Annotated in this window: 10 protein-coding genes; 4 read left to right on the top strand and 6 right to left on the bottom strand. The window is 61.6% G+C overall.

The features are described from left to right. The first annotated feature begins 75 nt into the window (after window positions 1-75). On the top strand, window positions 76-876 hold the full coding sequence (locus HYN24_RS02405; protein WP_117607789.1) for a response regulator: 801 nt from the start codon (window positions 76-78) through the stop codon (window positions 874-876). Here the strand turns inward: HYN24_RS02405 and HYN24_RS02410 are convergent. Genes HYN24_RS02410 through HYN24_RS02420 form a run of 3 tightly spaced genes read right to left on the bottom strand, consistent with a single transcriptional unit; the run spans window position 854 to window position 3310 of the window. After that, a complete protein-coding gene (locus HYN24_RS02410) occupies window positions 854-1402 on the bottom strand; it encodes a hypothetical protein (protein ID WP_117607790.1) in 549 nt (182 codons plus the stop codon). The genes HYN24_RS02405 and HYN24_RS02410 overlap by 23 nt on opposite strands. Next, a complete protein-coding gene (locus tag HYN24_RS02415; protein WP_162888573.1) occupies window positions 1399-2490 on the bottom strand; it encodes an exo-alpha-sialidase in 1092 nt (363 codons plus the stop codon). The genes HYN24_RS02410 and HYN24_RS02415 overlap by 4 nt, the downstream gene beginning before the upstream one ends. A gap of 31 nt (window positions 2491-2521) precedes the next feature. Next, entirely contained in the window at window positions 2522-3310 is a 789-nt protein-coding gene (locus tag HYN24_RS02420; RefSeq protein ID WP_117607792.1) for an enoyl-CoA hydratase, read from the bottom strand. 86 nt (window positions 3311-3396) lie between these two features. Between HYN24_RS02420 and HYN24_RS02425 the strand changes: the two genes are divergently transcribed. Next, the gene (locus HYN24_RS02425; RefSeq protein WP_205421425.1) at window positions 3397-4125 is read left to right on the top strand and encodes an MgtC/SapB family protein; all 729 of its coding nucleotides are present in this window, start codon (window positions 3397-3399) and stop codon (window positions 4123-4125) included. Window positions 4126-4180: 55 nt separating this feature from the next. Then, window positions 4181-7648, top strand: a complete 3468-nt coding sequence (dnaE, locus tag HYN24_RS02430; RefSeq protein ID WP_205421426.1) for a DNA polymerase III subunit alpha — start codon at window positions 4181-4183, stop codon at window positions 7646-7648. 56 nt (window positions 7649-7704) lie between these two features. On the opposite strand, the gene HYN24_RS02435 is transcribed toward dnaE, so the two are convergent. The 3 genes from HYN24_RS02435 to HYN24_RS02445 all read right to left on the bottom strand — a co-directional run bounded on the left by HYN24_RS02435 (window position 7705) and on the right by HYN24_RS02445 (window position 10636). Beyond that, window positions 7705-9222, bottom strand: coding sequence for a methyl-accepting chemotaxis protein (locus tag HYN24_RS02435; RefSeq protein ID WP_117607795.1), 1518 nt, complete (start codon window positions 9220-9222; stop codon window positions 7705-7707). A gap of 90 nt (window positions 9223-9312) precedes the next feature. Beyond that, entirely contained in the window at window positions 9313-9900 is a 588-nt protein-coding gene (locus HYN24_RS02440) for a response regulator (RefSeq protein ID WP_117607796.1), read from the bottom strand. 136 nt (window positions 9901-10036) lie between these two features. Continuing rightward, window positions 10037-10636: a peroxiredoxin gene (locus tag HYN24_RS02445; protein WP_117607797.1), complete on the bottom strand. Its 600-nt coding sequence runs from the start codon at window positions 10634-10636 to the stop codon at window positions 10037-10039. A gap of 199 nt (window positions 10637-10835) precedes the next feature. Here HYN24_RS02445 and HYN24_RS02450 point away from each other — a divergent pair, with 199 nt between their 5' ends. Continuing rightward, entirely contained in the window at window positions 10836-12281 is a 1446-nt protein-coding gene (locus HYN24_RS02450) for a NuoM family protein (protein WP_117607798.1), read from the top strand.

The following is a 12281-nucleotide window of genomic DNA, read 5'->3' on the forward strand; positions in this document are numbered from 1 at the left end:
GGCTGATCCGGGCGGCCCGGCCCGGGTCGCCCACTGCTATAGTGCGATTATTCCCCTTCGCTCCGGAGTGATCGCATGGCGCTGACTACCTCCCTGGCCGACCTGTCCATTCTCCTTGTCGAGCCGTCCCATATGCAGGCGCTTCTGGTCGGCCGCATGCTTGAGCACCAGGGTGTCAGGAAAGTCACGACGGTGGAAACGGCCAGTGCGGCACTGGCTTCGCTGAAGTCGACAAGTGCTGGCGTCATCGTCATCAGCAGCCTCTACCTGCCCGATATGCCGGGGACCGAACTGGTCGCGGCCATGCGCGCCGAGCCGGATTTTGAAACGGTACCCTTCATTCTCGTGTCCAGCGAGACCCGTCCGCAGGTACTTGAGCCGGTGCGCCAGTCCGGTGCCTGCAGCATTGTGGCCAAGCCCTTCAACGAACAGCAGTTGTCTCGTGCGCTCTATGCTGCGGCTGATTACCTGAACCCCCCGGAAGATCTCGACGTCTCGGAAATCGAAAACCTGCGCGTCCTTGTGGTCGACGACAGTCTGGCCTCGCGCCGCCATCTGCACCGGCTGCTGACCGAGTTAGGCATTGAGCGCATCACCGAGGCGGTCAATGGTAAGGACGCGGTAACCTACCTCGAGCAGGCCATGGTCGATCTGGTCATTACCGACTACAACATGCCGGAAATGGACGGTCGCGAACTGACCGAATATATCCGTACGCAAAGCTGGCAGGCCGAGGTGCCGGTGCTGATGGTGACCAGCGAGCAGAATATGGGGCGTCTGGCTGCAGTCGAGCGGGCCGGCGTTTCGGCGATCTGCGACAAGCCCTTCGAGGCCGGCAGCATTCGCCGCCTGATCAGCGACGCCTTGACGCGATAAGGCGGATGGCCTGCTGGCGGACGACGATGATCAGGGCCAGCAGGACGAGGAGCGGGTCGAGCAGGACATCCCATAGATTGGTAAAAACGCCGCTGGCGTAGCCGGCCAGGTCGACGGCGAGTATCGCCAGCCAGACATCCTGCCGCTGCCACCACAAGGCGACACCCAGTGGCAGCAGCGCCGCAAGGAGCAGTCCTGGCTGGTAGCCGATGGCATAAGGATCGAACGTTCCCAGGCCGAGCGACAGCGCGTAAAAGGGCAGGGCAAAGGCGAGCAGGCCGATGGCCTGGCGCTGGCTCAGGGGCGATGGGCCGCGGTCGGCCAGGTGCAGCACGGCGAGGGCCAGCAGCGTCAGCGATGGAGTCCCGAACAGTGCGTGCATGCCCGGCGCAATGCCGACCAGCAGGGAGAGCGTGGTCGCCGCCAGTGCTACCCGGGCGCGCAGGTCGCCAAACGGTATCAGTACCGCCAGGGCACCGAACAGTACGCTATGGGCGAGGAGGCCGTAGGCGGCGAGGGCGTTCATGGCTGGCCTCCATCGATCCAGGCTTCGCTGAACACGGCATGCTTGATGCCCTGCTGCCGCCAGTCGTAAGCCAGATGGATGCGGCCGTCGCTGCCCAGGAACAGGGACGGGTTGCCGTAGTCAGCACCGCCGTCCGGGGCCGTTTCGACCGTGCGCTTTTCCTGCCAGGTTCTGCCTTGATCGGCCGATAGCCAGAGCATGATGGCCTGACGACCGGTCGGCGGATTGCCGGCCAGGAGCAGGCGGCCACTTTTCAGGCGAAGGAGGGCGATCGGGGCGCTGGGATGAGTCATGGTCAGGGCTTCGCCGGCCTGCCAGTGCTGGCCGCCATCCCCTGTTCTTGCAATCCGGAGGCTGTCGGGGGTCGATCCGGCATCGCGTAATATCGCCATGGCCTGTTGATCGTCGAGGATGGCAATGGCCGGCTGTTGCCGGCCAGGCAGGCGAGTCTTGTCGACTATCTGGCCGGTCGACGACAGGCGCAGCCATTCGCCCGGTTGGCCGATCAGGTCATGTCTGATCGGCAGCCCCAGCCCGCCGTCGGCCAGCGGCAGAGGGCCGCTGCGTACGGCACCGCCAAAGTTGGCAAGCGGCGACGTTTGCAAACGGGTGGGTTTGGTCCAGGTCTTGCCGCCATCGGTCGAAACGCTGTGATTGATCGAGCTGCCCAGCGTCCTGCTGGCATACCACAGGTGTAGCCAGCTGCCTTCGGCATGCAGCACCGGGGCACCAAGCTCGCCGACCTGGGCGAAGGTGCCGCCCGCCGTACTGGCCTGGCTGGCGATGATCACCGGGGGGCGCCAGCCAGCGCGCTCGCGGATAGTGAAGCGCACACTCATCGCATCGGCGGGGCCGGCCAGCCAGACCGCAGCCAGGCGGCCATCGGGCAAGGCGGTTAGATGGGGGGTGGCGGCCGATTCGTTGTCGCGCCACAACATTTCATTGACGAAGAGGGCCGGCAGCGTTGATGGCATGGCAGCTGCCGGTGGCAGAAAAACCGTTGCGCCAGTATTCGGCGCCCGCCAGTAAGCGCCAGCGAGGGCGCCCATGAAGAGCAGCAGGAGAAGGGGGCGGGTGGAAATCGGCATGGGCATCGGCCGGGATTCTAACCCGCCCAGGTCAGCAGCCCTTGTACTCGGGCTTGCGCTTCTGCATGAAGGCGTCGATACCTTCGCCGGCATCTTCGCTCATCATGTTGCAGGCCATCACCTCGCCCGCGTAGTCATAGGCTTCGCCCAGACCCATTTCCAGCTGCTTGTAGAACATGCCCTTGCCCATGCGAATGGCGACGGCGCTCTTGCCAAGGATACTGCCGGCCAGTCGTTCGATTTCGGCATCCAGCGCATCGGTCGGGACGACGCGATTGACCAGCCCCTTGGCGCGGGCTTCCATGGCATCAATGAACTCCCCGGTGAGCAGCATTTCGAGCGCCGCCTTGCGGCCAAGGTTGCGGGCCAGGCCAACGGCCGGGGTCGAGCAGAAAAGACCGACGTTGATGCCGGAAACGGCGAACTTGGCGACATCGGCGGCAACGGCAAGGTCACACATCGAGACGAGCTGGCAACCGGCGGCGGTGGCAATGCCATGAACACGGGCGATAACCGGCTGTGGCATGCGGGTAATGCTGAGCATCAATTCGCCGCACTGCTTGAACAGCGCCTGCATGAACGCCTTGCTGTGATTGCCACGCATTTCCTTGAGATCGTGGCCGGCGCAAAAAGCCTTGCCGGCTCCGGCGATGACGACGACACGGACGCTGTCCGAGGCAGCGATGGCGTCGAGTTCGCTCTGGATGGCGGTCAGCATGTCTTTTGACAGCGAGTTGAACTGGCCGGGACGGTTGAGGGTCAGGGTGGTCAGGCCGTCGGCACGGTCGCTGCGCAGGACGAGAGGTTCTTCTTGGCTCATGCATTGTCTCCAGATGGTTTTTATTCGAAGCCGCTAATCTAGCTGATGGCTGGACAAAATGTAATTGTCGCCAGGAATGTTTCACCGTGAAATACTGTGTTCAAAAAGAGGGGGCGAACATGGTGGAGAGTGAACTTTTCAGTACCATCCTGCGTCTGACCCTGGCCCTGGCGGCCGGCGGTCTGGTCGGCCTGGAACGCAGTTTCCATGGACGCCCGGCGGGTTTTCGCGAACATACGCTGGTTTGTATTTCGGCCTGCATGCTCATGCTGCTGGCCGACTACCATGTGCTTCGCGCCGCTGCCGCAGGACATTCCGATGCTTTTCTTGATCCGACCCGGATGGCCCAGGGCATCATGACCGGTATTGGCTTTCTCGGGGCCGGCGCCATCGTCAAGGAAGGCTTTGCCATCCGCGGCCTGACCACGGCGGCTTCAATCTGGATGATTGCCGCCATCGGCATCATGATCGGCATGGGCTATTACGTGGCGGCTGGTGCCGCCACCTTTGCCACCTTCAACATCAATTACGTGTTCCGGCTGATCGAGGGGCGCATGAACCTTGAGTCCTATGCCCACTTTCATGTCCGGTTTGCGCGTGGCGAGGCACCGTCTGAACGTGATTTGCGCGTCATTCTTGCCGATTGCGGCTGCGAACCCTCGGGCATCAGCTACGGGTTGGTGGGCGAAGGGCGCTGGTTTGAATACCAGTCGCTGATCAAGACCCTCGGCAAGGAAAACCTCAATAAGCTGGCCGACAGGCTGTCGGCCAATCCCTACGTGATCGAGTTCGGCATCGCCCCGCGCGGCGACTAAGCCGTAGCGACCGGGAGTTCTGCAGGGGGGCGAGCCCCGGGGTAAAATTGCGCCCATGAATTCCCCCCGCTACGTCCACCTCCGCCTCCATTCCGAATACTCCGTCACCGATGGCATCGTGCGCATTGGCGATGCCGTCAAGCGGGCGGCCGGGGATGGCATGCCGGCGATGGCGCTGACTGATCTCGGCAATCTGTTCGGGCTGGTCAAGTTCTACACCGGGGCGCGCGGCAAGGGGGTCAAGCCGATTGCCGGGGCGGATGTGTGGATTGCCAACCCGGAGTCGCCGGAAGATGCCTATCGCCTTCTCCTGCTGGCCCGCAATCGGCGTGGCTATCAGCAGCTGTGCGAATTGCTGACCCGCGCCTATCTGGTCGAAGGCCGGCGCGACCGGGCGGAAATTCACCGCGACTGGTTTGGCGAGGTTGGGAGCGATGGTTTGATTGCCCTCTCCGGCGCGCATTTGGGTGATGTCGGCGAAGCCTTGCTCAACGGCAATTTCGATCTGGCCGGTGAGCGGGCGAAGTCCTGGGAAGCGATGTTCCCCGGTGCTTTCTATCTCGAAGTGCAGCGTTACGGGCAAGCCCAGCAGGAGGCGATTGTCCAGCAGACCGCCGATCTGGCTGGCGAGACGGGGATTCCGCTGGTTGCCACGCACCCGATCCAGTTCATGAACCGCGACGACTTCCGCGCCCACGAAGCACGGGTCTGCATCGCCGAGGGCTACGTGCTGGGTGATACGCGGCGGCCAAAAACCTATACCGAGGAGCAGTATTTCAAGACGCAGGCCGAGATGGCCGAGCTGTTTGCCGATCTGCCCGAGGCGCTGGAAAATTCGCTGGAAATTGCCCGTCGGTGCAATATCGAAATGACGCTGGGCAAGAACTTCCTGCCTGATTTCCCGATTCCGCCGGGCATGACCATCGACGAATTTCTCGTCGACGAGGCGAAGAAGGGGCTGGAGGTCCGCCTCGCGGAGTTGTATCCCGATCCCGAAGAGCGCCTGAAGCGCCGGCCGGAATACGACGACCGCCTGGTTTTCGAGTGCAATACCATTGTCCAGATGGGCTTCCCCGGCTACTTCCTGATCGTGGCCGACTTTATCAACTGGGCCAAGAACAACGGCGTCCCGGTTGGTCCCGGCCGGGGTTCAGGCGCGGGCTCGCTGGTCGCCTACAGTCTGCGCATTACCGACCTCGATCCGCTCGCCTACGCGCTCCTTTTTGAGCGCTTCCTCAACCCGGAACGGGTGTCGATGCCCGACTTCGACATCGACTTCTGTCAGGACAACCGCTGGCGCGTCATTGAATACGTGCGCGGCCATTACGGCGCCGATGCGGTGAGCCAGATCGCCACCTTCGGCACCATGTCCTCGAAGGCGGTGATCCGCGACGTCGGGCGCGTTTTCGGCATGCCCTATTCGATGTGCGACCGGATTTCGAAGCTCATCCCGATCGTCCAGAACAAGCCCGTTTCGCTCGCCGAGGCGCTCGAACAGGAGCCGCAGCTCAAGGAGATGATGCAGGGCGACGGCGACGGCGAAACCATCCGCGAACTGTTCGACCTGGCCAGCCGCCTTGAGGACTTGACGCGCAATGTCGGCATGCACGCCGGCGGCGTACTTATTGCGCCCGGCAAGATCACCGACTTTTGCCCGATTTATCAGGCCACCGGCAGCGATGCCTCGCCCGTCTCGCAGTTCGACAAGGATGACGTTGAAAAGGCCGGCCTCGTCAAATTCGACTTCCTGGGCCTGCGCAACCTGACGATTATCGAGCTGGCGGTCGAATACATTCGCCGGATGACCGGCGAGAAGCTCGACCTCATGTCGCTCGGCTTCACCGACCCGGCGGCTTACCAGATTCTCAAGGACGCCAATACGACGGCGATCTTCCAGGTTGAATCGGAGGGCATGAAGAAGCTCCTGAAGAAGCTGGCGCCCGACCGTTTCGAAGACATCATCGCTGTGCTCGCGCTCTATCGTCCCGGCCCGCTCGGTTCCGGCATGGTCGACGACTTCATCCTGCGAAAGAAGGGCCAGCAGAAAATCGACTATTTCCACCCCGACCTGACCGCTTGCCTGTCGCCGACCTACGGCGTCATCGTGTACCAGGAACAGGTGATGCAGATCTCGCAGATCATCGGCGGCTACACGCTGGGTGGTGCCGACATGCTGCGGCGGGCGATGGGCAAGAAGAAGGCCGAGGAAATGGCCCTGCACCGCGAGACCATCGCGGCCGGGGCCAAGGAAAAGGGTTACGACCCCAAACTCGCCGAGCAGTTGTTCGACCTGATGACCAAGTTCGCGGAATACGGCTTCAACAAGTCGCACACCGCCGCCTACGCCGTTGTCACCTATCACACCGCCTGGCTCAAGGCCCACCACTGCGCCGCCTTCATGGCGGCGACGATGTCCTCCGACCTCGATAACACCGATTCGGTGAAGATCTTTTACGAAGACACCATCGCCAACAAGATCAAGGTGCTCGGGCCGGACGTCAATGTCTCGAATTACCGTTTCGAGCCGGTCGATCGCAGCACCATCCGCTACGGTCTGGGGGCGGTCAAGGGCACCGGCGAGCAGGCCGTCAATGTGATCCTCAAGGCCCGCGAGACGGACGGGCCGTTCAAGGACCTCTTCGATTTTTGCCAGCGGTGCGACAAGCGCATGGTCAATCGCCGCACCATCGAGGCCCTGATCAAGGCCGGCGCCTTCGACGCCATCGCACCCGAGATCGCACCCGGTCAGGGAGCCGACCGCTGCAAGCTGCTGGCGACGGTGGGCATTGCCATGGACTTTGCCGAGCAGACCGAACGCAATGCCATGCAGACCAGCCTGTTCGACATGCCCGACGTGGCCGAGGAGCATGCGCCGGAATACATTGCTGTTCGGCCCTGGGACGAAAAGACCCGGCTCATGGAGGAGAAGACGGCGCTCGGGTTTTTCTTTTCAGGGCACCCCTACAATACCTGCAAGAAAGAACTGTCGCGCTTTGTTCGGCGGCCACTCAACCGACTCGAGCCGGCCAAGGAACTTACGACGCTGGCCGGTGTCGTGGTTGGCGTGCGGACCCAGATGACCCGGCGCGGCAAGATGCTTTTCGTGCAGCTTGACGATGGCACCGGCATGATCGAGGTGACCGTCTTCAACGAGTTGTTCGAGGCCGAGCGGGCCAAGATTGTCACTGATGAAGTGCTGATCATTGAAGGCAAGGTCCGCTACGACGATTTTTCCGGTGGCAACAGCGTGACTGCCGAGAAGTTGATGACGCTGGGCGAAGCCCGTGCCCGCTTCGCCAAGCATCTGCTGCTCAAGATGAACGGCAATTCGGATGCCCGCAAGCTGAAGTCTCTGCTGACGCCCTTTGCGCCGGGGCCGGCTGCTGTACGGGTGCGCTATCGCAATGCCGATGCCGAGTGCGAACTGGTGCTTGGTAATGCGCTGCGCGTCCGCCTCGACGATCCCTTGCTCGAAGCCTTGCACGGCTGGCTACAGCCGGAAAACGTCGAAATCGTCTATTAGTCCGGAGTTGCCAGTCTTGGGTTTTCAGCTACAGACTCGCAACTGACAACCAAGAACTACATCACCAGTTCGGTCTTGAACCCGATACGCACAGAGCCCCAGTGGCGCCCGTCAACGGTGATCGGCATTGAGAGGTCGGCAAGGATTTCGCCGGTGTCGCGGACATAGGTCTGGAGCAACGACGATTTCTGATTCCTCGCCAGCTTGAGGCCGACCGGGTCGTTGAAGATCCGCTTGTGCCGACATTTGGCCAGGTCGACCACCGGGTCACCGCTCGGTGCATTGGAAAAGACACCGTTATGGGCCGGGGCATAGCCATTGCTGTCGACGGCCAGCGAATAGGTGAGACCGGGTACGTCGCGCAGCAGGTTGTCGTACATTCGGGTCAATTCGCCATCGCACAGACTGTCGTAAGCGGTCGTGTAGCGTTTCGGATTGGAGCCGGGGATTTCCTTGTAGGACTGGTCAAAAACGTTCACGCCGCGCCCGGCCGTGGCAAGCAGTACGGCCGCCACGCCATCGCGAAAGCCGGCACACTTGTCGTGCAGCGTGTCGAACATGCTGTTGCCGGTACGAAAATCAGCCAGCGTGCATTGCAGGTCTTCGGTCGACTCGCGTAGCGTTTTGGCGTTGTCGAGGCACTGCTTCATGCGTCCGGAGATATCGCGCGAGTGGTCGCGGATACCTTCGACTTCACTGTGAATGGTCTGGTTGCTCTCGCGCAGGTTGTAGATGGCCATCGAGATGGTCGATAACTGCTCGGTGGTCTGCTTGAAGTCACTGACCATGGTGGTCAGGTCGGCTGCCGATGTTTCGATGTAGGTGTTGGCGCGGGTTACTTCGCCGACGATGGTTTGTGTCTTGGCCGAGGTGTCGGAAACCAGGTTGATCATTGACTGGGTATTCTGGCCGATGACCTGGGTTGCGGTCTTGACCTTTTCGGCCAGCTTGCGCACCTCGTCGGCGACCACCGCGAAGCCGCGGCCGGCTTCGCCAGCCCGGGCGGCTTCGATGGCGGCGTTGAGGGCGAGCAGGTTGGTCTGGTCAGAGATGTCGTTGATCAGCGAGACGATCTGGTCGATCTTCATCGAATTGGTGTGCAGTTCGCTCACCGTCGCCGAGAAATGCTCGATGTGGGCATTGGTCGAGCGCATTGTCGACGCCACTGTTTCCATCTGTTCGAGCGAGCGCTGGGCGAGATCGAGATTGTTCCGGGTTGATGCCTGGATGGCATCCGAATTTTTTGCCACTTCGCTGACGGCCTGATTGACCAGGTTGCTCGATTCAAAGACGTTGGCGGCCAGTGCCTCCTGGCGGCGTACGGCATCGTCGGTCTGCTGCACCAGGCTGTTCATCCGGGCGGCATCGGCAGCGATGCTGACACTGCGCTCGCGGGCGTGCGAAATGAGGCCGCGGACACGGCTGAAAAAACGGTTGAGATTGCCGGAAATGCGGCCAGTCGCGTCGCTACCGGCAGTGCCTACGGTGTGCGAAAGATCAGCATTGCCATCGGCAATGGCTGCGATGTCGCGGTCAATCTTGTCGAGTGCGGCACTGTTGCCAAAAAATCCCACGGTTTGTCTCCTGAAGCTTTTTGATGTTCGGACGGGATTGTGCTGCGACTTTGCCGACCGCCCCTTGCCTGCAGGCGGTCATGCCGGTAATCAGCTGCTGCGTTGGCGCGCCGACAGGCGGCCGAGGATGAACCCTTTGATTTCGGAAAAAGGAATTGGTTTGTTGAAGATGGTGACATCCGCCGGCAGTCCCCGTTCGAGAACCTCCTCGCGGTCGATGGCGCTGACCACGATGATGTCCATGCGCATCAGGTCGTTGTTGGCACGCAGGCGGCGGATCAGTTCAAAACCGTCCATGCCCGGCATCATGAGGTCGGCGATCAGGATATCGGGAACACACTGGCCTACTTGCAGCAGTGCATCGAAGCCATCGGCCACAATGCGCAGCTTGACCGGGAGATTCCAGGTGTCGATGGTCATCTGGTAAAGCATTTGCAGGGTCGAGTCATCTTCGGCAATGAGGATGTCGATCTGGCCGCCATACTCCTGGGCACTCGGCGTCAGGTTGCGGCGGCGGGCGAGCAGGGCGTCGACCGAGGCTACGGGAATCCGGCGATGGCCACCAGCGGTCTTCCATGCTTCGAGGGCGCCGCTTTCGACCATGTTCTGCACGGTGCCCAGAGAGACGCCGAGGCGGAGCGCAGCTTGCCGGGTGCTGAGGTATTCGGTATTGGCCATGGAGTCGCCTTTAGGAAATTACAAATTCAGCAAATTTTATCCTGTAATCTTCCTAAACGACAATAAAAAAAACCCGATACGCCGTGGCGTTCGGGTAATTTTTTGTAAATGCCCGGCCGTCCGGCCGGGACGGGTCTTACAGCTTCTTGGCGTTCTTCGCCAGGTAGGCGGCAACGCCTTCCGTCGATGCGGTCATGCCGGGTTTGCCCTTGCTCCAGCCGGCCGGGCAAACTTCGCCATGCTCTTCAAAGAATTGCAGGGCGTCGACCATGCGCAGCATTTCGTCGATGTTGCGGCCGAGCGGCAGCATGTTGACGACCTGATGCATGACCACACCGTTCTTGTCGATCAGGAAAGAGCCGCGCAGGGCAACGCCGGCGCCTTCAAGTTCAACGTCGTAGGCACGGCAGATGTCGTGCTTGATGTCAGCGACCAGCGGATAGCCGACCTGACCGATGCCGCCGTCCTTGATGGCGGTGTTTTTCCAGGCCAGATGGGTGAACTGGGAGTCGATGGAGACGCCAATGACTTCAACGCCACGCTGTTTGAACTCGTCGAGGCGGTGATCGAAGGCGATCAGCTCGGACGGGCAGACGAAGGTGAAGTCGAGCGGGTAGAAGAACAGAACAACCGGCTTGCCCTTGAAGGAGGACAGCTTGAGGTCCTTGATTTCGTTGTTGCCATATACGGCGGTGGCGGTGAAATCCGGGGCTTGCTTGCCAACGAGAACGGCCATGGGGAACTCCTTATATTGATTAATTTGTAGGTTGGGGGGAAAGATGCAATTTAACGAAGCCCGCATGTCGTGTCAAACCGCCATTGGCGGCCGGCAAGTCAGGGTCGGCGTGGCCTGCTTGCCCGGAAGGGGCGAGGCGCTGGCATAATCCGGGTATGAAAATAAAGATAGCCGAGCAGACTGGCGGAGGGGCCGGGTCATGCTGAAGGTGCTGGTTTTTCTGCCGGTGGCTGGCGCGGCTCTGCTCGCCGTTCTGCCGGTGCGTCGCGCCCTGCCGTTGTGGCAGGTGGCGATGGCTTTTGCGCTGGCGGCGCTGGGTTATGCCCTGTGGCTGGCCGGGCAGTTCGATACGGTCGGACCGGCCATACAGATGTTCGAGAGTCAGGCCTGGAATCGCCGGCTCGGGTCCTCCTTTGCCCTTGGCGTCGATGGTATTTCCCTGGCCATGGTGCTGCTTACGGCGCTGCTTTCGCTCATCGCCGTACTCGTCTCGCGCCGCATGGAAGAGGGCGCCAGACTCTATTTCATCTTGGTCCTGCTCCTCGAATCAGCAATGTTCGGGGTGTTCACGGCCCGCGACTGGTCGCTGTTCTATGTTTTCTGGGAAGCCACCCTGCTCCCGCTGTTCTTTCTGATCGACCGGCTGGGCGGCCCCAACCGGCAACGGGCGGCGCTCAATTTCTTTCTCTATACGCTGGGCGGTTCCGTGTTCATGCTGGTCGCCCTGTTGTTCCTATACGATGCTGCCCCTGGTCACAGCTTTGCCATGGCCGACATGGCCGAAGGCGGGCGTGGCCTGCCGCTGAATACCCAACTCCTGATCTTCGCCGGCCTGTTCATCGGCTTTGGCGTCAAGATGCCGGTTTTCCCCCTGCATGGCTGGCTGCCGCTAGCCCACGTCGAGGCCCCCAGCCCGGTTTCCATCCTGCTCTCCGGCGTCCTCCTAAAAATGGGGGCCTACGGTCTGATCCGTGCGGCCGAGACCTTGCCCGCTGCCCTTCTGGCAACGCAGGACTGGCTGGTCATCCTGGCCTTCATCAGCCTCTTGTATGGTGGCGTCCTCGCCTGGCGGCAGCAGGACCTGAAGGCGATGGTGGCCTATTCATCCATATCGCACATGGGCGTCGTACTGCTCGGTATTGCCACACTCAATGTGACCGGCCTGACCGGTGCCGTGATGCAGATGGTGGCGCACGGCCTGACGGCGGGCCTGCTCTTTCTGATCGTCGGCCTGCTATACCAGCGCACGCACAGTCGCGATCTGGCCGATTACGGTTCGCTGCTCGGCACGGCGCCGCGCTTTGCCTTGTTCACGGCTTTCGGGCTGCTGGCCGCGATCGGGCTGCCCGGCAGTGCCGGCTTCATTGCCGAACTGCATGCGCTGGTCGGTGGCTATCAACGCTGGGGCGGCTGGGTCCTCATTCTCTGTCTGGCCATGCTGATCGGTGCCGCCTACAGCTTGCGCGTCATCGGTCGATTGTGCCTGCCCGGCCCTGCCATGGACATTCCCGACATGACGCGGACCGAGGCGCTGGCCGCCGGGCTGTTGTCGGTAAGCATCGTGTTGCTCGGCATCTGGCCGGCCCCCTTGCTCGATCTGGTAGCCGGTAGTGTTGGTTCTGTCGCTCGGTGGTTCGGAGCATGA

Source organism: Dechloromonas sp. HYN0024 (assembly GCF_003441615.1).
Classification (GTDB): domain Bacteria; phylum Pseudomonadota; class Gammaproteobacteria; order Burkholderiales; family Rhodocyclaceae; genus Azonexus.

What these genes read in the sequence shown, in the direction of transcription:
- HYN24_RS02415 (WP_162888573.1), bottom strand. Translation starts at nt 2,490, where the DNA reads ATGCCGATTTCCACCCGCCCCCTTCTCCTGCTGCTCTTCATGGGCGCC.
- HYN24_RS02450 (WP_117607798.1), top strand. Translation starts at nt 10,836, where the DNA reads ATGCTGAAGGTGCTGGTTTTTCTGCCGGTGGCTGGCGCGGCTCTGCTC.
- HYN24_RS02410 (WP_117607790.1), bottom strand. Translation starts at nt 1,402, where the DNA reads ATGAACGCCCTCGCCGCCTACGGCCTCCTCGCCCATAGCGTACTGTTC.
- HYN24_RS02440 (WP_117607796.1), bottom strand. Translation starts at nt 9,900, where the DNA reads ATGGCCAATACCGAATACCTCAGCACCCGGCAAGCTGCGCTCCGCCTC.
- dnaE (WP_205421426.1), top strand. Translation starts at nt 4,181, where the DNA reads ATGAATTCCCCCCGCTACGTCCACCTCCGCCTCCATTCCGAATACTCC.
- HYN24_RS02405 (WP_117607789.1), top strand. Translation starts at nt 76, where the DNA reads ATGGCGCTGACTACCTCCCTGGCCGACCTGTCCATTCTCCTTGTCGAG.
- HYN24_RS02445 (WP_117607797.1), bottom strand. Translation starts at nt 10,636, where the DNA reads ATGGCCGTTCTCGTTGGCAAGCAAGCCCCGGATTTCACCGCCACCGCC.
- HYN24_RS02420 (WP_117607792.1), bottom strand. Translation starts at nt 3,310, where the DNA reads ATGAGCCAAGAAGAACCTCTCGTCCTGCGCAGCGACCGTGCCGACGGC.